Origin of the sequence: Microbispora sp. NPDC046933, from assembly GCF_040644635.1 — a bacterium.
Lineage (GTDB): Bacteria > Actinomycetota > Actinomycetes > Streptosporangiales > Streptosporangiaceae > Microbispora.
The window spans coordinates 116,839-138,454 of record NZ_JBEYWW010000017.1; the positions used below are offsets into that span (position 1 = coordinate 116,839).

The window sequence follows — 21,616 nt, forward strand, 5'->3', positions numbered from 1 at the left end:
GACATACGGCACGAAGGTGTATGTTGACCACCGCAAGCGACGGACGCGGAGGAAGCCGGTGTGAATCCGGCGCGGTCCCGCCACTGTCACCGGGGAGCGACCCTCACCCACGCCACTGCCCAGCACGGGCGGGAAGGCCGGGGGAAGCGCCGATCCGGGAGCCAGGATACTCCGGCCGTCGGACCTTCTACCGGGGGCGCGGATACCCCCAGGGGGGACATGCCATGGCCCGGACAGGCCTGCGCGCACGCGCCTCACTGCCGGTTTCGCGCTCCACCGCCTGACGTGGCGACCAGTGGCGGCCTGCTCGTCGCGGGCACCACCTCCGATGCCGGGAAGAGCGTCCTGGTGGCCGGCCTGTGCCGGTGGCTGGCCCGCCGCGGCGTACGGGTCGCGCCGTTCAAGGCGCAGAACATGGCGCTCAACTCGATGGTCACCGCCGATGGCGGCGAGATCGGACGGGCCCAGGCGATGCAGGCGGCGGCCGCCCGGGTCGAGCCCGAGGCCGCGATGAACCCGGTGCTGATCAAGCCCGCCGGGGAGCGGCACTCGCACGTCGTCGTGCTCGGCCGCGCGCACGCCGACGTGGACGCCCTGTCCTACCGCGACCACAAGATGCGCCTGCTCGACGTCGCCCTCGACGCGCTCGACGGCCTGCGCCGCCGCTACGACGTGGTGATCTGCGAGGGCGCGGGCAGCCCCGCCGAGGTCAACCTCCGCGACCGCGACATCGCCAACATGGGCCTGGCCCGCGCGGCCGGCCTGCCGGCGCTCGTCGTCGGCGACATCGACAGGGGCGGCGTGCTCGCGCACTTCGCCGGCACCCTCGCCGTGCTCGACCGGCACGACCAGCGGCACATCGCCGGATTCGTGGTCAACAAGTTCCGCGGCGACCTCGCGCTGCTGCGGCCCGGGCTCGACTGGCTGGCGGAGGCGACCGGACGCCCGTGCCTCGGCGTGCTGCCGTGGCGGTCCGGGCTCTGGCTCGACGTGGAGGACTCCCTCGACCTCGACAGCCGTCCCGGCCTGCTCACCCCGCCGGTGGGGCGTGAGGTGCTGCGCGTGGCGCTGGTGCGGCTGCCCCGCATGTCCAACGTCACCGACGCCGACGCGCTGGCCGCCGAGCCGGGGGTGAGCGTGCGCCTGGCCACCACCCCCGCCGAGCTCGCCGACGCCGACCTCGTCGTGCTGCCCGGCACCCGCGCCACCGTCGGCGACCTCGCCTGGCTGCGCGAGCGCGGTCTGGACGCGGCGCTGCGCCGCCGCGCCGCCCAGGGCCTGCCGGTGCTCGGGATCTGCGGCGGCTTCCAGATGCTCGGCACGGTCGTCGACGACGACGTGGAGAGCAGGGCGGGCCGGGTGCCCGGCCTGGGGCTGCTGCCGGCCCGCACGGCGTACGCGCCGGACAAGGTGCTCGCGCTCGCGGAGGGCGAGTGGCGCGGCCAGGAGGTCACGGGCTACCAGATCCACCACGGCCGGGTCACGGCAGAGGGCGGCGAGCCGTTCCTCGACGGCTGCCGGGTGGGGCCGGTGTGGGGCACGACCTGGCACGGCCTGTTCGAGCGCGACGGGTTCCGCAGAGCCTTCCTCGCCGAGGTCGCCGCCGTCACCGGCCGCGACTGGCTGCCGGGGACCGGCACGTTCGCCGCGCACCGGGAGGCCCGCCTCGACGCGCTGGGCGACCTGGTCGAGGAGCACCTGGACACCGAGGCCGTGTGGCGGCTGATCGAACGCGGCGTGCCCACCGGCCTGCCCACTGCCGAGATCGCGTTGCGGGAGGCCCGCTCATGACGATGCTGCTGCTGTCCACCGCCGACACCGAGTTGCTCGCCGCGACCCGCAGCGGGGCGGGCTGGCGGGTCGCCAACCCCGCGCGTACGGCCCCCGAGGACGTGCCCGCCCTGGTGGACGGCGTGGACGCCGTCGTCGTCCGGCTGCTCGGCGGCAGGCGCTCGTGGCCCGAGGGACTCGACGCCGTGCTGGCCGCCGGGCGGCCCACCGTCGTGCTCGGCGGCGAGCAGGCCCCGGACGCCGCGCTGATGGCCCTGTCCACCGTGCCGTCCGGGGTCGCGGCGCAGGCACTCGCCTATCTGGCCGAGGGCGGCCCGGACAACCTGGCGGAGCTGCGCCGCTTCCTGTCCGACACGCTCCTGCTGACCGGCGAGGGGTTCGCACCGCCCCGGCGTACTCCGGAGTACGGCGTGCGGCCCGGCCGGGCCCGCCGGGAGGGCCGCCCGCTGGTCGGGGTGGTCTACTACCGGGCGCACGAGCTGTCGGGCAACACGGCGTTCGTCGACACGCTGTGCGACGCGGTCGAGGCGGCGGGCGCGGACGTGCTGCCGGTCTTCTGCGGATCGCTGCGCGGGGCCGGGGACGAACTCCTGGACCTGCTGCGGCCGGTGGACGCTCTCGTCGTCACCGTGCTGGCCGCGGGCGGTGCGGTCGCCGCCGCCGCGAGCGCCGGGGGCGACGAGGACGCCTGGGACGCCGGGGCGCTCGCCGCCCTCGACGTGCCGGTGCTGCAGGCGCTGTGCCTGACCACGCCCCGGTCGGTGTGGGCGGACTCGGACGCCGGCCTGTCGCCGCTGGACGCCGCGATGCAGGTGGCGGTGCCCGAGTTCGACGGCAGGCTCGTCACGGTGCCGTTCTCGTTCAAGGAGGACGGGCCCGACGGCGTGCCGGTCTACGTCGCCGACCCCGAGCGGTGCGGCCGGGTGGCCGCGCTCGCGGTCGCGCACGCCCGGCTGCGCCACGTGCCGAACGCGGACAAGCGCCTGGCGATCGTGCTGTCGTCCTATCCCACACGGCACTCCCGGGTCGGCAACGCGGTCGGGCTCGACACCCCGGCCTCCGCCGTCGTGCTGCTGCGCGCCCTGCGCGCGGCCGGGTACGACGTGGGCGACGCGCCGGACGACGGCGACGCGCTGATCCACGCTCTGATCGCGGCGGGCGGCCACGACGTGGAGTGGCTCACCGAGGAGCAACTGGAGGCGGCCCCGGCCCGTGTGCCGCTGCGCGCCTACCAGGAGTGGTTCGCGGCGCTGCCCGGCGACCTGCGCGAGGCGGTGACCGCGCACTGGGGGCCGCCGCCCGGCTCCCTCTACGTGGACGGGAGCGACATCGTGCTGGCCGCGCTGCGGTTCGGCAACGTCATGCTCGCCATCCAGCCGCCCCGGGGGTTCGGCGAGAACCCGGTCGCCATCTACCACGACCCCGACCTGCCGCCGAGCCACCACTACCTCGCGGCGTACTGGTGGCTTGCCCGCGAGTTCGGCGCGCACGCGGTCGTCCACCTCGGCAAGCACGGCACGCTGGAGTGGCTGCCCGGCAAGGGGCTCGGGCTGTCGGCGTCCTGCGCGCCCGACGCCGCGCTCGGCGCGCTGCCGCTGGTCTACCCGTTCATCGTCAACGACCCCGGCGAGGGCACCCAGGCCAAGCGGCGGGCGCACGCGACCGTCGTCGACCACCTGATTCCGCCGATGGCCCGGGCCGACTCCTACGGCGACCTCGCCCGGCTGGAGCAGCTGCTGGACGAGCACGCCACCGTCGCCGCACTCGACCCGGCCAAGCTGCCGGCCGTACGGGCGCGGATCTGGACGCTCATCCAGGCCGCCCAGCTCCACCACGACCTGCACGTGGACGAGCGCCCCGGCGACGCGGAGTTCGACGACTTCCTGCTGCACGTCGACGGCTACCTGTGCGAGATCAAGGACGCCCAGATCCGCGACGGCCTGCACGTGCTGGGCCAGGTCCACACCGGGGAGGCCCGGGTGAACCTCGTGCTCGCCGTGCTGCGCGCCCGTCAGGTGTGGGCGGGCGCCGCCGGGGCCCTGCCCGGCCTGCGCGAGGCCCTGGGGCTCCACGACGACGGCACAGGCCTCCCCGGTGCGGCCGAGGTGGACGCGTTCGAGGCCGAGGCGCGGCGTCTTGTCCAGGCCATGGAGGATCACGGCTGGGACCCGGCGGCGGCCGACTCTGTCACGGACCTGCCGGAGGTCGCCCGGGTGCTGCGCTTCGCCGCGACCGAGGTCGTGCCCCGGCTCGACCGCACCACCGACGAGGTGGCGCACGTGCTGCACGCCCTGGACGGCGGATACGTGCCCGCCGGGCCGTCCGGGTCGCCCACGCGCGGGCTGGTCAACGTGCTGCCCACCGGGCGCAACTTCTACTCCGTGGACCCCAAGGCGATCCCGTCGCGGCTGGCCTGGGAGACCGGCGCGGCGCTCGCGGCCTCCCTGGTCGAGCGCTACCGCGCCGACACCGGCGAGTGGCCGCGCACGGTCGGGCTCACGGTCTGGGGCACCAGCGCGATGCGCACCCAGGGCGACGACATCGCCGAGATCATGGCGCTGCTCGGCGTGCGCCCTGAGTGGGACGACGCCTCCCGCCGGGTGACCGGCTTCGAGGTCATGACGGCCGAGGAGCTGGGCCGCCCCCGGGTGGACGTGGTCGTGCGCATCAGCGGCTTCTTCCGCGACGCGTTCCCGCACGTCGTGGCGCTGCTCGACGAGGCCGTCCGTACGGTCGCGGGGCTGGACGAGCCGGCCGAGGTCAACCCGCTGCGCGCGCACGTGCACGCCGACCTCGCCCGGCACGGCGACGAGCGTCGCGCCACCAGCCGCGTCTTCGGCTCCAAACCCGGCGCGTACGGCGCGGGCCTGCTGCCGCTCATCGACGCCCGCAACTGGCGGGACGACGCCGACCTCGCCGAGGTGTACGCGGTGTGGGGCGGCTACGCGTACGGCAAGGGCCTGGACGGCCGGGAGGCCCGCCCGGACATGGAGGCGGCGTTCCGGCGCATCGACGTGGCGGCCAAGAACCAGGACAACCGCGAGCACGACATCGCCGACTCCGACGACTACTTCCAGTACCACGGCGGGATGGTGGCGATGGTCCGCCACCTCACCGGCAGGTCCCCGGCGGCGTACGTGGGCGACTCGCACGTCCCCGACGCGGTGCGCACGCGGACACTGGGCGAGGAGACGCGGCGGGTCTTCCGGTCGCGGGTGGTCAACCCGCGCTGGATCGCGGCGATGCGGCGCCACGGCTACAAGGGCGCGTTCGAGATGGCGGCCACGGTGGACTATCTGTTCGGGTTCGACGCCACGGCCGGGGTGGTGGACGACTGGATGTACGAGTCGCTCGCCGCCTCCTACGTCTTCGACCCCGAGGTGCGGGAGTTCATGCGCGCGGCCAACCCCTGGGCGCTGCGCGGCATCGCGGAACGGCTGCTGGAGGCGGCCGACCGGGGCCTGTGGGCCGAGCCGTCGCCGGAGACCCTCGACGGCCTGCGGGGGACGTACCTGGAGATGGAAGGCGACCTGGAGGCGGGCGAATGACCATCAGGTATCCGTTCAGCGCGGTCGTCGGGCACGACGACCTCAAGCTGGCGCTGCTGCTCAACGCGGTGTCGCCCGCTGTCGGCGGCGTGCTCGTGCGGGGCGAGAAGGGCACGGCGAAGTCGACCGTGGTGCGGTCGCTCGCGGCCCTGCTGCCGCGGGTGCCGGTGGTGGCGGGCTGCCGGTTCTCCTGCGACCCCGCCGCGCCCGACCCGTCGTGTCCGGACGGTCCACACGAGAGCGGGCTTTCCCCGCAGACCCGCCCGGCCCGGCTGGTCGAACTCCCGGTGGGCGCGTCGGAGGACCGCGTGGCCGGGTCGCTCGATCTGGAGCGGGCGCTGACCGAGGGCGTCAAGGCGTTCGAGCCGGGCCTGCTGGCGGCGGCCCACCGGGGCGTGCTGTACGTCGACGAGGTCAACCTGCTCCACGACCACCTGGTGGACCTGCTGCTCGACGCGGCGGCGATGGGCGTGGCCCACGTGGAGCGCGAGGGCGTGTCGGTCCGCCACGCCGCCCGCTTCCTGCTGGTCGGCACGATGAACCCCGAGGAGGGCGAGCTCCGCCCGCAGTTGCTCGACCGTTTCGGCCTGGCCGTCGAGGTGCGCGCCTCCCGCGACCCGGCCGAGCGGGCGGAGGTGGTGCGCCGCCGCCTCGCCTTCGACGCCGATCCGGCCGGCTTCACCGCCGCGTACGCCGGCGGCGAGCGCGACCTGGCCCGGCGGATCGCGGCGGCGCGCGAGCGGCTGCCCGGGGTGGCGCTCCCCGACGCCGCGCTGCGGGGGATCACGGCGGTGTGCGCGGCCTTCGACGTCGAGGGGATGCGAGCCGACCTCGTGATGGCGCGTACGGCGGTCGCCCTGGCCGCCTGGGAGGGCAGGGACGAGGTCACCTCCGGCGACGTCCGTACGGCCGCCCGCCTGGCGCTCCCCCACCGGCGCCGCCGCGACCCGTTCGACGACCCCCTTGACGACCGGGGCCACGGCCTCGACGAGGAACGGCTGGAACAAGCACTGTCGGAAGCGGACGACGGCCCCCACGACGATGGCCCCGACGACGGCCCGGGCGGTGGGGGCGGTTCCGGCGGGGGCGACCCCACGGACGCGCCGCCCGGCGAGGGCGGCGGGACCGGAGGCCAGGCGCCTGCGTCTCCGACGGCCCCCTACCGGACCCGGCTCCTCGCACCGGAGGCGGTCGGCCGGGGCGGGCCCGCCGGACGGCGCGGGCGCACGACGGGCGAGTCCGGGCGCACCGTCGGCGCCCGCCCACCGGCCGGGCGGCTGCGCCGGCTCAACCTCCCGGCGACGCTGGCCGCCGCCGCGCCCCACCAGCGTGGGCGCGGCCGCTCCGGCTCCGGCCTGGTGCTGCGCCGCGAGGACCTGCGCGAGGCCGTACGCGAGGGCCGCGAGTCGAACCTCGTGCTGTTCTGCGTGGACGCCAGCGGCTCGATGGCCGCGCGGGCGCGGATGCGCGCGGTGAAGGGCGCCGTGCTGTCCCTGCTGCTGGACGCCTACCAGCGCCGCGACAAGGTCGGGCTGGTGACCTTCCGGGGCGAGGAGGCGACGGTCGCGCTGCCGCCGACCTCCAGCGTCGAGCTGGCCTCCGACCGGCTGGCCCGCCTGGCCACCGGCGGGCGCACCCCGCTGGCCGCCGGGCTGCGCCGGGCTGAGCGGGTGCTGGCCGCCGAGCGGCTGCGCGACCCCCGCCGCCGCCCGCTGCTCGTGGTCGTCACCGACGGGCGGCACACCGCCGGTCCCGACCCTGTTGTCACGGCCCGGCGGCTCGCGGGGGTCGCGAGCGTCGTCGTCGACTGCGAGCACGGCCCCGTACGGCTCGGCCTGGCCGGGCGGCTGGCCGCCGCGCTCGGCGGGACACCGATCCGCCTCGAGGAGCTGGCGGCCGATCACCTGGCCGCGGTCGTGCGTGACGTCAGGAGGGTGGCGTAGATGCCGCAGGGCAGGCCGGCGAGCGTGCCGGACGACGGGCTGACCACGCGTGAGCGGCGCAACCGCCCGCTGGTCATCGTGCACACCGGGGAGATGAAGGGGAAGTCGACGGCCGCCTTCGGCCTGGCGCTGCGCGCCTGGAACCAGGGCTGGCCCGTCGGGGTGTTCCAGTTCGTCAAGAGCGCCAAGTGGCGGGTCGGCGAGGAGGCCGCGCTGCGCGCCCTCGGGCGGCTCCACGAGCAGACCGGCGAGGGCGGCCCGGTGACCTGGCACAAGATGGGCGAGGGCTGGTCGTGGATCCAGCGGCCCGGCACCGAGGCCGACCACGCCGCCGACGCCCGCGAGGGCTGGGCGCAGGTCAGGCGCGACCTCGCCGCCCAGACCTACGGCCTGTACGTCCTGGACGAGTTCACCTACCCCATGAAGTGGGGCTGGGTCGACGTGGACGACGTGGTCGAGACCCTGCGCGCGCGGCCCGGCCGCCAGCACGTGGTGATCACCGGCAGGGACGCCGATCCCCGCCTGGTCGAGGCCGCCGATCTCGTGGTCGAGATGACCAAGGTCAAGCACCCGATGGACGCGGGGCAGAAGGGCCAGAGGGGCATCGAATGGTGACGCTCGAATGGTGACGATCCCTCGCCTGGTCGTCGCGGCCCCCGCCTCGGGCGCGGGTAAGACCACCGTGGCGACCGGGCTGATGGCGGCGCTGACCGCGCGCGGCCTGGCCGTCTCGCCGCACAAGGCGGGACCCGACTACATCGACCCCGGCTATCACGCGCTCGCCACCGGGCGTCCCGGCCGCAACCTCGACGCGTTCCTCGTCGGCGAGGACCTGATCGCCCCGCTGTTCGCGCATGGCGCGCGCGGCGCGGACATCGCGATCGTCGAAGGCGTGATGGGGCTGTTCGATGGGCGTGGCCCCACGTCCGAGGCGTCCACCGCGCACGTCGCCCGCCTGCTGGACGCCCCGGTGCTGCTCGTGGTGGACGCCTCGTCCCAGGCGGCCTCCGTCGCGGCCCTCGTGCACGGCTTCGCCACCTTCGACCGGTCCGTACGGATCGCCGGGGTGGTGCTCAACCGGGTGGGCTCGGCCCGCCACGAGGAGATCCTCCGCGAGGCGCTGCGGCCCCTGGGCGTTCCGGTGGCCGGGGCGCTGCCGCGTGACGCGGCCGTCCACGTGCCGTCGCGGCACCTCGGGCTGGTGCCCGCCGCCGAACGCGACGCGGAGGCGCGGCGGGCCGTCGCCGCCCTCGGGGCCCTGGTCGGACGGCACTGCGACCTCGACCTGATCCTGCGCCTCGCGTCGTCCGCGCCCTGTCTCCCGGCCGCGCCCTGGTCGGCCGCCGATGCGGTGGGAATCCCGGTTTCCGGGCGGCCCGTGGTCGCGGTGGCCGCCGGTGCGGCGTTCACGTTCTCCTACGCCGAGACGGTCGAACTGCTGGCCGCGGCCGGGGCCGAGGTGGCCCATGTCGACCCGCTGCGCGACGAGGCGCTGCCCCCGGGCACCCGGGGCCTGGTGATCGGCGGCGGTTTTCCCGAGGTCCACGCCGCCGACCTGGCCGCCAACGCGCCGCTGCGGGAACAGGTCGCTCAACTCGCCGCCCGCGGCCTGCCGATCACGGCCGAGTGCGCCGGGCTGCTCTACCTGGCCGCCTCGCTCGACGGCGCGCCGATGTGCGGCGTGCTGCCGGTGGAGGCGCGGATGACCGGGAAGCTGACGCTCGGCTACCGCGAGGCCGTACGGCCCGACGGCACCGTCGTACGCGCTCACGAGTTCCACCGCACGGCCTGCTCCCCGCCTGCGGGCGAGTCCCCGGCGTACGTGCTGCCGAGGCGGGAGGGGTTCGCGTACGGCGGGGTGCACGCCTCCTACCTCCACCCCCACTGGGCGGGCACGCCGCGCCTGGCCCGCGACCTCGTAGCGGCGGCTGCCGCATGAGGCCGGTCCTGACCGGGGTGGGCGTCGGACCCGGCGACCCCGACCTGGTGACGGTGAAGGCCGTGCGTGTGCTGCGCGAGGCCGACGTCGTGGTGGTGCCGGTGGCCGACACCGGCGAGGAGGGCCGCGCCGAGCGCATCGTCCGGGCACACACCGGCCGCGAGGTGACCCGCCTGGTGTTCGCGCTCAGCGATCCGCCGGGCAGCGGTCCGCGCCGCGACGATGCGTGGGACGCGGCGGGCGCGGCCGTCGCCGCCTCCTACGCCCGCGGCGCGCGGACGGTCGCGTTCGCGACGATCGGCGACCCCAACGTCTACAGCACCTTCACCTACCTGGCCGAGACCGTGCGCGGGCTCGTGCCGGAGGTGGAGGTCCGCACGGTGCCGGGTGTCACCGCCATGCAGGCGCTCGCCGCGAGCAGCGGGACCGTCCTGGTCGAGGGCCGCGAGTCGCTCGCGCTGATGCCGCTGACGGCGGGGCTGGACGCCCTGCGTGGAGCGCTCGACGCCCACGACACCGTCGTCGCCTACAAGGGAGGACGCATGCTGCCGCGGGTGCTGGCCGCCGTCCGCGAGTCCGGCCGGCTGGCCGGCGCGGTGTACGGGGCGTCGCTCGGGCTGCCGGAGGAGGACGTGCGGCCCGCCGCCGGGCTCGACCCGGCCGAGGCCGGGCCGTACCTGTCCGCCCTGCTGGTGACCCGGGAGCGTACGGGCCGGGGAGGCAGGCTGTGAGCGGCCCTGTCACCGGCAGGGTGGCCTTCGTGGGGGCGGGCCCCGGCGCGCCCGACCTGCTCACGCTCCGCGGAGCGGCGGCCATCGCGGCGGCCGACGTCGTGGTCTGGGCCTCCAGCCTGGTCCATCCCGGCGTGCTCGACCACGCCCGCGACGGCGCCCGGGTGGTCGACTCGGCCGCGGTGCCTCTGGAGGAGGTCGTCGCCCTGTACGAGGAGGCGGCCCGCGACGGGCTGCGCGTGGCCCGCGTGCACTCCGGCGACCCGGCCCTGTGGGGAGCCGTCCAGGAACAGCTCGACCGGTGCGCGGCGCTCGGCCTGGAGACCGAGGTCGTTCCGGGGGTCTCCAGCTTCACCGCCGTCGCCGCCGCCGTACGGCGGGAGCTGACCGTGCCCGAGGTCGCGCAGTCGGTCGTGCTCACCCGGCTGGAGGGCGGCAAGACGCCCATGCCCGAGGGCGAGACCGTGCGGGAGTTCGCCGCGCACGGCACGACGATGGCGCTGTTCCTGTCGGCGGCCCGTGCGGGCCGGTTGCAGGAGGAACTGCTGGCGGGCGGCTATCCGCCCGAGACGCCCTGCGTGGTCGGCTACCGGGTCACCTGGGAGGACGAGCTGGTGCTGCGCTGCCGCCTTGACGAGCTCGCGGCCACCGTGCGCGCCCACCGGCTGTGGAAGCACACGCTGGTGCTGGTCGGGCCCGCGCTGGAGGCCCACGGAACGCGCTCGCACCTCTACCATCCGGGCCATTTCCACGGCCACCGGCGCTCCGACCCGGCGGCCCGGCGCGAGCTGCGGGGGTCGAGGTGAGCGACACGCCCGAGCCGCGCCGGCCAGAACTCCGCGAGCCGGACCTGCCGCGCACGATGCGGGTGCGCAAGCGGGCGCTGCGCACCGGATGGACGACGGGCACCTGCGGGGCCGCCGCCGCCAAGGCCGCCAGCATCGCGCTCGCGCACGGCGACACCCCGGCGACGGTGGACACGCCGCTGCCGGGCGGCGGCCGGGTCACGCTGCCGGTCGACTCCTACGACGTGGGGGACGTCAAGGCCACGGCCGTCGTCGTCAAGGACGCGGGGGACGACCCCGACGTGACCCACGGCGCGCACCTGACCGCGACGGTGTCCTGGCGGCCCGAGGCCGGCATCGAACTGGACGGCGGCGTCGGCGTGGGCGTGGTCACCCGTCCGGGCCTCGGCCTGGAGGTCGGCGGCCCGGCCATCAACCCGGTCCCCCGGGCGCAGATCACCCAGGCCGTCGGCGAGGTCGTCGACCTGGGACGGCGTGGCGTCCGCGTGGTCATCAGCGTGCCCGAGGGCGAGCGGATCGCCCGCAAGACCACCAACGCCAGGCTCGGCATCCTCGGCGGCATCTCCATCCTCGGCACCACCGGGGTCGTGCGGCCGTTCTCCACCGAGGCGTGGCGCTCCTCGGTCGTGCAGGCGATCGACGTGATGGCGGCGCAGGGCGAGCGCACGCTGGTGCTGTCCACGGGCGGGCGCACCGACCGGGCCGCCATGCGGCTGCGGCCCGACCTGCCCGACGTCTGCTTCGTCGAGGTCGGCGACTTCACCGGGGCCGCGCTGCGCCGGGCCGCCGACGCGGGCCTGACCGACGTGCTGTTCGTCGGCATGGCCGGCAAGCTGACCAAGCTCGCGGCCGGCGTGCTCATGACCCACTACACCCGCTCGAAGATCGACAAGGACCTGCTGGCCCGGGTGACCCGCGAGGCCGGCGGCGACGAGGCCCTGACCGGGCGGGTCGCCGAGGCGAACACCGCCCGCCACGCCTACGAGCTGTGGGAGGCGGCCGGGCTGCTCGAACCCGCCGGGCGCGTGCTGTGCGCGCGAGTCAAGGACGTGCTGGAGCGGTTCTGCGACGGCGCGCTCACCGCGTCGGTGGTCATGGTCGATCCGGACGGCCACGCTCCGGTCGCCTCCAGCGAGGAGGCAGGCCGGTGGTGACGGTCATCGGAGTCGACGGCCGGCCCCTCGCCCCCTGGGCCGCCGCGCGGCTCGCCGAGGCGACGCTGGTCGTGGGCGCCGCCCGCCATCTCGACGCGCTCCCCGTCCCCCAGCGGGCACACCGCGTGGTGCTGGGAGACGTGACGGCGGGCGTACGGGCCCTGAAGTCCCACGACGGCACCGCCGCCGTGCTCGCCTCGGGCGACCCCGGGTTCTTCGGCGTCGTCCGCCTGCTGCGCGAGCACGGCCTGGACGTCGAGGTCGCGCCGGCCGTCTCCTCGGTCGCGGCGGCCTTCGGCCTGGCCGGGCTGAACTGGGACGACGCCGTCGTGGTGAGCGCACACGGGCGCGACCCGCGCCGGGCCGTCAACGCCTGCCGGGCGCTGGCGAAGGTCGCCGTGCTCACCGCTCCAGGCGCGGGACCCGCCGAGATCGGCGCGGCGCTGCGCGGCTGGCCACGCCGTCTCCTCGTCGCCGAACGCCTCGGCAGCACCGACGGGCGGGTGACCGAGTGCACCCCAGAGGAGGCCGCCGGACGGGAGTGGGGCGACCCCAACGTGGTGCTGTCCCTCACCCGGGCTCCCTCCCCGCGCGGCTGGGCCGCGCCGCCGCGCCTGACTCCCGCGCGGTGGGGCCTGCCGGAGGAAGGCTTCGAGCACCGAGACGGCATGATCAGCAAGGCGGAGGTGCGGGCGCTCGCCCTCGCGCACCTCGGTCCCGGCGTGGGCGACCTGGTCTGGGACCTCGGCTGCGGCAGCGGCTCCGTGGCGGTCGAGGCGGCCCGGTTCGGCGCCGCCGTCGTGGCCGTCGACCGCGACCCCGGCCAGTGCGACCGTACGCGCCGCAACGCCGCGGCGTACGGCGTCGAGGTGCGGGTGGTGCACGGCGAGGCCCCCGAGTGCCTGGCCGCGCTTGCCGCCCCGGACGCCGTGTTCGTGGGCGGGGGCGGCGCCGGCGTGGTGAGCCACGTGGCCCGTCTCGGCGCGCGGACCGTGGTCGCCGCGCTCGCCGCCGTCGACCGGGTGCCCGGCGTGCGCGACGCGCTGCGCGCCGCGGCCTACGACGTGGGCGGCGTGTCGCTGGCGGCGAGCAGGTTCGCCGGCCTGCCCGGCGGCGCCACGCGGCTCGCGGCGGCCAATCCGGTCTTTCTCGTGTGGGGGCATCGATGACGGTTACCGGACTGATCACCGCGACCAAGGCCGGCCGGGCCGCAGCGGGCCGGCTGGAGCAGGCGTGGCCGGAGACCAGGTGGTATCCGGTGGCCGACCTGGCGCGGGCCTGGCGTGAGTGCGACCGCATCGTGTGCTTCCTCGCTGTCGGCGCGGCCGTACGGCTGCTCGCGCCGCTGCTGCGCGGCAAGCACGACGACCCCGGGGTGGTCTGCGTGGACGAGGCCGGCCGCTTCGCGGTGGCCCTGACCGGCGGCCACGAGGGGGGCGCCAACCGGCTCGCCCACGAGGTGGCCGGCGCGCTCGGCGCGACACCGGTCGTCACCACCGCGACCGACGCCACCGGGACGGGCGCACTCGACACGCTCGGCCTGCCGGTCGAGGGCGACGTCGCGGCCGTGACCCGGGCCATGCTCGACGGCGACGAGGTGACGCTCACCGCGGACGCCACCTGGCCGCTGCCGCCGCTGCCCGTCACCGCCTCGGACACGCCACGTCCGCCCTGCGTGGTCGTCACCGACCGGATGGCGGATCTGCCGCGCCCGGCCGTCCTCGTCCGGCCGCCGAGCCTCGTCGTCGGCGTCGGCGCGAGCCGGGGCGTCGCCTCCGACGAGGTCCTCGCGCTGATCCACGACGTGCTGGCGGAGGCCGGGCTGTCACCCCGCTCGGTCGCACGCCTCGCCACCGCCGACGTGAAGGCGGACGAGGCCGGGATCGTGGCGGCCGCCCGCGCGCTCGGCGTGCCGCTCGTCACCCACCCCGCGGAACGGCTCGCCCGCATCGAGGTGCCGCACCCGAGCGAGGTCGTCCGCCAGGCGGTCGGCACCCCCAGCGTGGCCGAGGCCGCCGCGCTGGCGGACGGCGGGGACCTGCTCGTGCCCAAACGCAGATCGGCGATGGCGACCGCGGCCGTCGCCCGGCTGCGGCCACGCGGCAGGCTGGCGATCGTCGGCCTCGGCCCCGGCGCCCGCGACCTGATGACCCCCCGCGCCGTCGCCGAGGTGCGCCGCTGCGGCTACCTGGTCGGGCTCGACCAGTACGTCGACCAGATCCGCGACCTGCTGCGCCCGGGCACCCGCGTGATCGAGTCGGGCCTCGGCGCGGAGGAGGAACGCGCCCGCACCGCCGTACGGCTGGCCCGCGAGGGCCACGCGGTCGCGCTCGTCGGCAGCGGCGACGCGGGCGTCTACGCGATGGCCGCGCCGGCCCTGCAGTTCGCCGGCACGGAGTTTGCCGGCACGGAGTTTGCCGACGGGACCTTCGACGTCGTCGGCGTGCCGGGGGTGACGGCCATGCTCGCCGCCGGTGCGCTGCTCGGCGCGCCGCTCGGCCACGACCACTGCGCGATCAGCCTGTCCGACCTGCACACGCCGTGGGAGGTGATCGAGCGGCGGGTGCGGGCCGCGGCCGACGCCGATCTCGTGGTGGCCTTCTACAACCCCCGCTCGCGCGGCCGGGACTGGCAGCTTCCCCGGGCGCTGGAGATCCTCGGCGAGCGGCGTGGGCCCGAAACGCCGGTAGGCGTGGTGACCGACGCGAGCCGGCCCGGGGAGAGCGTCGCGCTGACCACGCTCGGCGGGCTGGAGGTGTCCACCGTGACCATGCGCAGCCTGGTCATCGTGGGCGCCACCTCCAGCAGGGTCGTGGCGGGCCGCTTCGTGACGCCGAGGGGGTACGCGTGGCAGCCCGCACCCATTTGACCGCTTTGACCGCTTTGACCGCCTACGTGGTGACCGGGGCGTGCGCGGGCTGCGGCGCCTGCCTGCTCACCTGTCCGGAGCACGCCATCCGGCCCGGCCAGGACGGCGCCCTCGTCGTGCTCGATTCACGGTGCACGCGCTGCGGCGAGTGCGCCGAGGTGTGCCCCGTCGACGCCGTACTGGAGGTGCGGGAGTGAGTGCCGGCGCGTACGGAGCCTGGACGGCCCGTGAACGGGCCAGGATCGGCGGCATCGTCGCCGTGGTGGCCGCCCTGCACATCGCGGGGTGGGCGCTGTACCTGTACTACGCGAACGGCCTGGCCGGGGCGGGGGCGTTCGCGGGCGCCGGGTCGCTCGCCTACAGCCTCGGCATCCGGCACGCGTTCGACGCCGACCACATCGCCGCGATCGACGACACCACCCGGCTGATGATGCAGCGGGGCCGCCGCCCGGTCGGCGTCGGCTTCTTCTTCGCGCTGGGCCACTCGACGGTCGTCCTGGTGCTCGCGATGGTCGTCGCGGCCGCTGCCGGAGCGGCGGCGGCCTCCGGGGAGGGCGTCGAGGAGTTCCGGCACGTCGGCGGTGTGGTGTCGCAGGTGGTCGCCATGTCGTTCCTGCTGCTCGTCGCCGTGCTCAACGCCCTCGTCCTGGCCGGAGTGATCGGCCTGTGGCGACGGATGACCCGGGGCGACCTCGACCGGGACGAACTGGAGGTGCTGCTGCTCAACCGGGGACTGCTCAACCGCGTGCTCGGCCGCCGGGCGCGCGGGCTGATCCGGTCGTCGTGGCACATGTACCCGGTCGGCATCCTGTTCGGGCTCGGCCTGGAGACCGCCAGCGAGGTCACGCTGCTCGCGCTGTCGGCCGGGACGGCGGCGCAGGGCGGGCTGCCCGCCCTCGCCGTGCTGACGCTGCCCCTGCTGTTCGCGGCCGGGATGACCGCCTGCGACACCGCCGACAGCCTGCTGATGTCGCGCGCCTACTCCTGGGCGCACCGCAGCCCCGCCCGGCGTCTGTACTACAACGCGGCGACGACCGGGATGACCGTCGTCGTGGCCGCCTTCATCGCGAGCGTCTACCTCGCCGGACTCCTTGGCGGGCTCCTCGGCGGGCCGCTCGCGGCGTACGGGTCGCTCGCCGAGCATTTCGAGGTGCTCGGCTACGTCATCGTCGGCGCGTTCGCCGCCGTCTGGGCGGGCGCCGCCATCGTGTGGCGGCTGTCCGGGCTCGGCAGGAGGTATGCGGAGTGAGAAGGACGGTCCATCCCATCGAGGTGCGGTCGTACGAGATCCTGCGCTCCCGGGTCGACACCAGCGGGCTGCCGCCGCTGACCCGGGCCGTGACCGAGCGGGTGATCCACGCGAGCGCCGACCTCGACTACCTGACCGACCTGGTGGTCTCGGCAGAGGAGGACCTGCGGCGGGCCGCCGAGGCCCTGCGCGCCGGGACCCCCGTGGTCACCGACGTCGAGATGGTCGCCGCGGGCATCACCGCCGTCACGCCCGTCTGCCACGTCCGCCGGGCCGCCGCGCGCGACGGCCTGACCCGCAGCGCCGCCGCCGTCCGCCTGGCGTACGACGAGGTGGGGCCGGGGGCGGTGTGGGCCGTCGGCAACGCCCCGACCGCGCTGGAGGAGATCCTGCGCCTCGGCGTCCGCCCCGCGCTCGTCGTCGGCCTGCCGGTCGGGTTCGTCGGCGCGGCCGAGAGCAAGGCGGCGCTGCGCGCGTCGGGACTGCCCGCGGTCAGCAACCGCGGTGAGAAGGGCGGCTCGGCGGTCGCCGCCGCCGCCGTCAACGCGCTGCTCTACTGCGCTCTGGAAAACACGGAGGGTTCACTATGACCGGCTCGCCGGCGCTGCTCCTTGTCGGCCACGGCACGCGGGACGCGGCCGGCGTCCGCGACTTCCACCTTCTGGTCGAGGAGGTGGCCGCCCGCGCCCCCGTCCCGGTGGCCGGCGGGTTCATCGAACTGTCCCGCCCGCCCCTGCGCGAGGCGGTCGCGGCCCTGACCGGGGCCGGGCACACCAGACTCGGCGTTGTCCCGCTCGTGCTGGTCGCGGCCGGGCACGCCAAGGGCGACGTGCCCGCGGCGCTGCGCCGGGAGGCACTGCGGCACCCCGGCCTCGGCTACGCGTACGGCAGGCCGCTCGGTCCGCACCCCACCCTGCTCCAGCTGCTGGACGAGCGGCTGGACGCCGTGCTCGACCCGTCCGAGCGCGCGGAGACGACCGTCGTACTCGTCGGCCGCGGCTCCTCCGACCCCGACGCGAACGCCGAGCACGTCAAGGTGGCCCGGCTGCTGTGGGAGGGGCGTGACCTGGCCGGGGTCGAGCCCGCGTTCATCAGCCTGGCCGATCCCGGCGTGCCGGCCGCGCTGCACCGGGCCCGGCTGCTCGGCGCCCGCCGGATCGTCGTCCTGCCGTACTTCCTGTTCAGCGGCGTGCTACCGGACCGCACCGTCGCGCAGGCGCGTGAGTGGGCCGCGGCGCATCCGGAGGTCGAGGTGCGCTGCGCCGGCGTCATCGGGCCCGCTCCCGCCCTGGCCGGCCTGGTGCTTGAGCGCTACCACGAGGCGCTGCGCGGCGACATCCGGATGAACTGCGACACCTGCCTCTACCGGGTGCCGCTGCCGGGCCACGAGCACCGGGTCGGCGCCGCCCAGCACCCGCACCACCACCCGGACGACCCCGCCCACGTGCACCTCTAGGGAATGCTTCGCAGAAGGACGCTGAGTGCCTGCCCGAGCGGGGCGTCGAAGGTCATCAACGCCTCGCCGTCGCCCCGGGTCGGCCCCCGGTTGATGATCGCGACGGGTATCGAGCGGGCGGCGGCGTGCCGGACGAACCGGTATCCGGACATGACGGTCAGCGAGGATCCCAGGACGAGCAGCAGACCGGCCCGCTCGGTCAGCGCGTAGCACTCCTCGACCCGTGACGGCGGCACGTTCTCGCCGAAGAACACCACGTCGGGCTTGAGCACGCCGCCGCAGCCCTCGCAGTCCACCGTACGGAACGTCTCGATCTCGTCCGCGGCCAGAACGGCGTCGCCGTCGGGGTTGATCATCTCCGAGCTGGCCTGCCAGCCGGGGTTGGCCGCGCGCAGCCGCCGGTCGAGCGCGTGCCGAGAGGTGCGGTGGCCGCAGGCCAGGCAGCGCACCCGGTGCAGGCTGCCGTGCAGTTCGACGACCCCCTGCGCGCCCGCCGCCTGGTGCAGGCCGTCCACGTTCTGCGTGATGATCCCGGCGATCAGGCCGCGGCGCTGCATTTCGGCGACCGCGCGGTGCCCGGCGTTGGGCGCGGCGTCCACGATGTGACGCCACCCAAGGTGGCTGCGCGCCCAGTAGCGCCTGCGGGCGGCGGCGCTGCTCACGAAGGTGTGATAGGTCATCGGCTCGGCCCTGCGCCTGCGGCCGGTCTCCCCGCGGTAGTCCGGGATTCCGGACTCGGTCGACAGGCCGGCCCCGCTGAGGACCACCACCTCGCCGTCGGCCACGAGATCGACCAGCATGCCCCACCGCTCGGCGGTCCCCGCGTCGCGCACCACAGTCACGCATCCATGGTGCCCGACGCCGCGCACATGTCAGCCCCGCCCCTCCCCCAGCCGTACGTCGAAGATGACTTCGACCTCGTCGCGCAGCTTCAGCGCGCCGAAGAACGCGGAGTAGGGACGGATGCCCCACTGGGACTGCACGACGGTGGCCCGGCCGCGCGCCCGCCCGTCCGCGAACGCACCGTCCAGCGTGACCGGCCGGGTGACGCCCACGATCGTCAGGCCGCCCTCGACGCGGAACGCCTCGGGATCGCCCTCGACGCGGGTCGACCGGAACGCGACCAGAGGGTGCTGATCCGCCTTGAGGACCTTGTCGCGCATGTTCTTCTCGATCTCGACACGGTCGGAGTCGGTGAGCGGCTTGACCCCGCCCGTGCCCTCCCGGACCCGCATCGAGGCCACCTCGGCCTCCACCGTCACCCGGCAGCCCGACGGGTCGTCCGGCGTCACCACCGCCTCGCCCCGCCACCGGGTGACCTCGATCGTCAGATCGTGCCCGGCCTTGGCGCCCAGCCCGGCGCGGCCGGTGAGGACCAGGAGCCGGCCGGACCTCGGCCCCAACGCGTACGTGCCCGCCTCGACGTCCATTTCGTGGGCATTCCCGCGGAACGGGCCATAGATGTCGGCAGCGGATGACATCGTGGTGATCCAATCGCCAGAAGGAGAAGGATCATGAGTGAGCAGGCGACGTTCACCGTGCGTCCCGTCGGCGTCGTGCGGTCCGTGCTGACCGATCGCGCCGAGGCGCCACGGCAGGGGCGAGAGGGGGCGCCGGACGCCTGGCTGAAGATCGACACAGCCGTGGCGGAGGCGCTCGACGGGGTGACGGCAGGCGACGAGGTACTGGTCCTCACCTGGTTCCACCAGGCCGACCGCGAAACCCTCCGGGTCCACCCGCGTGGGGAGACGAGCAACCCGTTGACCGGCGTGTTCGCCACCCGATCCCCGGACCGCCCCAACCCGATCGGCCTGCACCGGGTCACGGTCCTGGAGGCCGACCCGGCGCGGGGCTTGCGTGTGCATCCGTTTGAGGCCATCGACGGCACTCCTGTGATCGACGTCAAGCCCGTGCTGGACGCGGCTGAACGGTGACCATCTACCGCCCTCCTTTACATTGTAGATTTTCTTGAGGCTGCCCCTCCCCTACATCCGCAGCCTCCGGGCTCCTGGGGGTCGGTGGTAGGTGAAGGTCCAGCGGTCGGTGCCTTCCTTGCGGCGGGTGTAGCGGCCGGGGTGGCGGTAGCGGTCGCGGTTGTGGAACTGGCAGGCGGGGCCGAGCAGTTTCAGGTCGGTCAGGCCGCCGCTGCTCCAGTTGTCGGCGTGGTCGATCTGGCACATCGTGGCCGGGAGTGGGCAGCCGTCGATCCAGCAGGTGGCGTAGCGGGCGAAGATCGCCCGCCGTTGGGCGGGGGTAGCCAGGCGGACTTTGCGGCCCATGTCCAGCACCTGCCCGTCGGCGTCCATCACCAGCCGCACCAGGCTGCTGGTGCGGGCCAGGCGGTGCACGCCGGAGACCGGCAGCATCTGCCCGGTCGCCAGCAACAACCCCGGCGCTGTCCCCAGCAGCGCCCCCGACAGCGCCCCCTGCAGCGTCCCCGCCGCCCCCAGGAGCGCCTCCCGTGCCGCCCCCGCTGCCGATCCCGGTGACGCTCCCTGTGCCGTCCCCAGTGGCGACTGTCCACAGCGCAGGTCGCCGTGGTCCCCAGGCGTGCCCTGCCCATGCCGACAGTCCCCCGCAGGCTGATGCCCGGCGTGGGTGTGACGCACAGCCGCGTCCTCGGGAGGAGGATCCGGCTGCGCTGTGTGCGGAGGCGCTGCCTGCGGACGCGCGCCACCGCCCCGGGGAAACTCGGCGTCGGCCATCTGGTCAGGACACCCAGGGCCGGTGGCTTCCGCCTCACCAGCGACGGTGTCCTCCGCCTCGGCAAGGGCGCCGTCGTCCCCCGTCGCGGGGGCCCGGTTCTGCCCCTCGGCACGGGCGCAGTCCTCGCCCTTGACGGGTGCGGTGTCGCCGCCCTCGGCCGAGGCGGTGCTCACGGCGTCGCGCGGCCCGCGCCCACCGGCCCGCTGCTGACCGGCCCCGCAGCCGCCGGCCTCCTCACCGCAGGGGCCGGCGGCAGCAAGGGCGGCACTCTCAGCAGCGGCGTCCACAGCCGCACCGGCCCCGGCCTCTGCACCGGAACCGCCAGGGTCGTCGACGCTTCCGGTGTCGCGGAGGGCGCAGTCGCCAGTGTTTCGGGGGTCGTGAGGGGCGCTGGCACCGGCGTCCTCACTGGCACCGGGGTCGCCGGGGTCCTCGGTGTCGCCGGGGGCGCTGGTGTCGGTGTCGCTCGTGTCGTCGGCGTGGGTGCTGTCGGCGGGAGTGGCGTCCTCGGGATCGGCAGGGAGGGACTCGGCGTTGACCAGCACCAGAAGCTCGGCGGCGATCTTCTCCTCCAGCAGCGCGATCAGCGCGTCGGCCTGGCGGACCTGCAACGAACGGTCATCCCCCTCGGCCCTGGGTTTGGCGTAGGCGTCCAACAGGGCACGCAACCGGGCGGCCGCCTCACGGGGCAGGTAGAACTCCCCCTCCAGCCCACCCCCCTTGCCCGGGCGGACCCTCAAAAACCGCCGCCCGTAATCGGCCCGCTCATCACGCTCCTCCCCATCCGGGTCCAGCACCGCACGCAGATAACGCCCCGCCTTGGCCACCTCCGCCGGACCCGCCCTCCCCGCCAACTCCAGCAAAATCGGCTCAACCAACCCGGCCTGCTCATCAGTCAACCGCGCGGTGGCGGTGCAGATCGCCTCCACCACCCCCGCCGCCAGCGTCCCGGCGGCGAACGCCTCCCGCACCCCCGGCAGACGGGCCAGCTCCACCCCCAGGGTCAGCAGGCGCCCCGCCCCCGCCACACCCATCCCCCCGGCCGTACGCAGCCAACTACGGGTCGAGGCATGCCCATGCTGCTTGGCCTGCCCCGCCCGATGCACCCGCCCCACCCGCTCCGCAAGAGCACACGTGATCCGATCCCGCGCGAACATCAACTCCTCAGCCTCGGCCACACAGATCTCCGGCGAATCCGGCAAGGGCGCCAACGCCAGCGCCTGCGCCGACTCACGAAGAGAACCCACCAGCACCCACGACGACCGGCTCCGGCGATCACCCGCGCCAGCGGAATCCGCAGCGTCACCCCCAGCAGCACCGTCAGCAGCGCCGGCAGTGGCACTACCAGACCCGGCACTACCAGACCCGGCATCGGCTGAATCATCGCGTGGACTCTGCGAGCCCTCCATTCCAACGATCGGAAA

18 protein-coding genes and 1 riboswitch are annotated in these 21,616 nt (G+C 75.3%); of the genes, 15 read left to right on the top strand and 3 right to left on the bottom strand.

Translation table 11 applies throughout. The features are described from left to right. Positions 1-48: 48 nt before the first annotated feature. Positions 49-172: riboswitch (cobalamin riboswitch) on the top strand. A gap of 113 nt (positions 173-285) precedes the next feature. From ABZ857_RS23190 to ABZ857_RS23255, 14 genes are read left to right on the top strand one after another with little or no spacing between them, the layout of a single operon-like run. Further along, positions 286-1,791, top strand: a complete 1,506-nt coding sequence (locus ABZ857_RS23190; protein WP_357046111.1) for a cobyric acid synthase — start codon at positions 286-288, stop codon at positions 1,789-1,791. Beyond that, complete coding sequence (gene cobN, locus ABZ857_RS23195) at positions 1,788-5,339, top strand: cobaltochelatase subunit CobN (protein ID WP_357046113.1); 3,552 nt, start codon at positions 1,788-1,790, stop codon at positions 5,337-5,339. The genes ABZ857_RS23190 and cobN overlap by 4 nt, the downstream gene beginning before the upstream one ends. Next, a complete protein-coding gene (locus ABZ857_RS23200; protein ID WP_357046115.1) occupies positions 5,336-7,282 on the top strand; it encodes a putative cobaltochelatase in 1,947 nt (648 codons plus the stop codon). Before cobN ends, ABZ857_RS23200 begins: the two co-directional genes overlap by 4 nt. Then, positions 7,283-7,897, top strand: a complete 615-nt coding sequence (cobO, locus tag ABZ857_RS23205) for a cob(I)yrinic acid a,c-diamide adenosyltransferase (RefSeq protein WP_357046117.1) — start codon at positions 7,283-7,285, stop codon at positions 7,895-7,897. Between the two features lie 7 nt (positions 7,898-7,904). Beyond that, complete coding sequence (locus ABZ857_RS23210; RefSeq protein ID WP_357046119.1) at positions 7,905-9,221, top strand: cobyrinate a,c-diamide synthase; 1,317 nt, start codon at positions 7,905-7,907, stop codon at positions 9,219-9,221. Further along, positions 9,218-9,952 carry a precorrin-2 C(20)-methyltransferase gene (cobI, locus tag ABZ857_RS23215; RefSeq protein ID WP_357046121.1) on the top strand — a complete coding sequence of 245 codons (735 nt, stop codon included), beginning with the start codon at positions 9,218-9,220 and terminating at the stop codon, positions 9,950-9,952. The genes ABZ857_RS23210 and cobI overlap by 4 nt, the downstream gene beginning before the upstream one ends. Beyond that, positions 9,949-10,758 carry a precorrin-4 C(11)-methyltransferase gene (gene cobM / locus ABZ857_RS23220; RefSeq protein ID WP_357046123.1) on the top strand — a complete coding sequence of 270 codons (810 nt, stop codon included), beginning with the start codon at positions 9,949-9,951 and terminating at the stop codon, positions 10,756-10,758. Before cobI ends, cobM begins: the two co-directional genes overlap by 4 nt. Continuing rightward, positions 10,755-11,912, top strand: a complete 1,158-nt coding sequence (locus ABZ857_RS23225; RefSeq protein ID WP_357046125.1) for a cobalt-precorrin-5B (C(1))-methyltransferase — start codon at positions 10,755-10,757, stop codon at positions 11,910-11,912. Before cobM ends, ABZ857_RS23225 begins: the two co-directional genes overlap by 4 nt. Next, positions 11,909-13,081 carry a precorrin-6y C5,15-methyltransferase (decarboxylating) subunit CbiE gene (gene cbiE, locus ABZ857_RS23230; protein WP_357046127.1) on the top strand — a complete coding sequence of 391 codons (1,173 nt, stop codon included), beginning with the start codon at positions 11,909-11,911 and terminating at the stop codon, positions 13,079-13,081. Before ABZ857_RS23225 ends, cbiE begins: the two co-directional genes overlap by 4 nt. Then, positions 13,078-14,781, top strand: coding sequence for a precorrin-3B C(17)-methyltransferase (gene cobJ / locus ABZ857_RS23235; RefSeq protein ID WP_357046129.1), 1,704 nt, complete (start codon positions 13,078-13,080; stop codon positions 14,779-14,781). The genes cbiE and cobJ overlap by 4 nt, the downstream gene beginning before the upstream one ends. A 5-nt stretch (positions 14,782-14,786) precedes the next feature. Further along, a complete protein-coding gene (locus ABZ857_RS23240; RefSeq protein ID WP_357046131.1) occupies positions 14,787-14,978 on the top strand; it encodes a 4Fe-4S binding protein in 192 nt (63 codons plus the stop codon). Beyond that, positions 14,975-16,030, top strand: coding sequence for a HoxN/HupN/NixA family nickel/cobalt transporter (locus tag ABZ857_RS23245; RefSeq protein WP_357046133.1), 1,056 nt, complete (start codon positions 14,975-14,977; stop codon positions 16,028-16,030). Before ABZ857_RS23240 ends, ABZ857_RS23245 begins: the two co-directional genes overlap by 4 nt. Next, entirely contained in the window at positions 16,027-16,620 is a 594-nt protein-coding gene (locus tag ABZ857_RS23250; RefSeq protein ID WP_357046135.1) for a precorrin-8X methylmutase, read from the top strand. Before ABZ857_RS23245 ends, ABZ857_RS23250 begins: the two co-directional genes overlap by 4 nt. After that, the gene (locus ABZ857_RS23255) at positions 16,617-17,486 is read left to right on the top strand and encodes a sirohydrochlorin chelatase (protein ID WP_357046136.1); all 870 of its coding nucleotides are present in this window, start codon (positions 16,617-16,619) and stop codon (positions 17,484-17,486) included. Before ABZ857_RS23250 ends, ABZ857_RS23255 begins: the two co-directional genes overlap by 4 nt. On the opposite strand, the gene ABZ857_RS23260 is transcribed toward ABZ857_RS23255, so the two are convergent. Both ABZ857_RS23260 and ABZ857_RS23265 read right to left on the bottom strand, forming a co-directional pair. After that, positions 17,483-18,286 (bottom strand): NAD-dependent protein deacetylase, encoded by an 804-nt coding sequence (locus tag ABZ857_RS23260; protein ID WP_357046236.1) that lies wholly within the window; start codon positions 18,284-18,286, stop codon positions 17,483-17,485. The genes ABZ857_RS23255 and ABZ857_RS23260 overlap by 4 nt on opposite strands. Positions 18,287-18,358: 72 nt before the next feature. Further along, on the bottom strand, positions 18,359-18,916 hold the full coding sequence (locus ABZ857_RS23265) for a YceI family protein (RefSeq protein WP_357046138.1): 558 nt from the start codon (positions 18,914-18,916) through the stop codon (positions 18,359-18,361). Positions 18,917-19,000: 84 nt separating this feature from the next. Between ABZ857_RS23265 and tsaA the strand changes: the two genes are divergently transcribed. Then, positions 19,001-19,420: a tRNA (N6-threonylcarbamoyladenosine(37)-N6)-methyltransferase TrmO gene (gene tsaA, locus ABZ857_RS23270; protein WP_357046140.1), complete on the top strand. Its 420-nt coding sequence runs from the start codon at positions 19,001-19,003 to the stop codon at positions 19,418-19,420. Positions 19,421-19,471: 51 nt separating this feature from the next. Here the strand turns inward: tsaA and ABZ857_RS23275 are convergent, their stop codons facing one another. Beyond that, a complete protein-coding gene (locus ABZ857_RS23275) occupies positions 19,472-21,601 on the bottom strand; it encodes a DUF222 domain-containing protein (protein WP_357046237.1) in 2,130 nt (709 codons plus the stop codon). Between the last annotated feature and the right edge of the window lie 15 nt (positions 21,602-21,616).

What these genes read in the sequence shown, in the direction of transcription:
- tsaA (WP_357046140.1), top strand. Translation starts at nt 19,001, where the DNA reads ATGAGTGAGCAGGCGACGTTCACCGTGCGTCCCGTCGGCGTCGTGCGG.
- ABZ857_RS23210 (WP_357046119.1), top strand. Translation starts at nt 7,905, where the DNA reads ATGGTGACGATCCCTCGCCTGGTCGTCGCGGCCCCCGCCTCGGGCGCG.
- cobI (WP_357046121.1), top strand. Translation starts at nt 9,218, where the DNA reads ATGAGGCCGGTCCTGACCGGGGTGGGCGTCGGACCCGGCGACCCCGAC.
- cobO (WP_357046117.1), top strand. Translation starts at nt 7,283, where the DNA reads ATGCCGCAGGGCAGGCCGGCGAGCGTGCCGGACGACGGGCTGACCACG.
- ABZ857_RS23260 (WP_357046236.1), bottom strand. Translation starts at nt 18,286, where the DNA reads ATGCTGGTCGATCTCGTGGCCGACGGCGAGGTGGTGGTCCTCAGCGGG.
- cobN (WP_357046113.1), top strand. Translation starts at nt 1,788, where the DNA reads ATGACGATGCTGCTGCTGTCCACCGCCGACACCGAGTTGCTCGCCGCG.
- ABZ857_RS23200 (WP_357046115.1), top strand. Translation starts at nt 5,336, where the DNA reads ATGACCATCAGGTATCCGTTCAGCGCGGTCGTCGGGCACGACGACCTC.
- ABZ857_RS23265 (WP_357046138.1), bottom strand. Translation starts at nt 18,916, where the DNA reads ATGGACGTCGAGGCGGGCACGTACGCGTTGGGGCCGAGGTCCGGCCGG.
- cobJ (WP_357046129.1), top strand. Translation starts at nt 13,078, where the DNA reads ATGACGGTTACCGGACTGATCACCGCGACCAAGGCCGGCCGGGCCGCA.
- ABZ857_RS23255 (WP_357046136.1), top strand. Translation starts at nt 16,617, where the DNA reads ATGACCGGCTCGCCGGCGCTGCTCCTTGTCGGCCACGGCACGCGGGAC.
- ABZ857_RS23275 (WP_357046237.1), bottom strand. Translation starts at nt 21,601, where the DNA reads ATGGAGGGCTCGCAGAGTCCACGCGATGATTCAGCCGATGCCGGGTCT.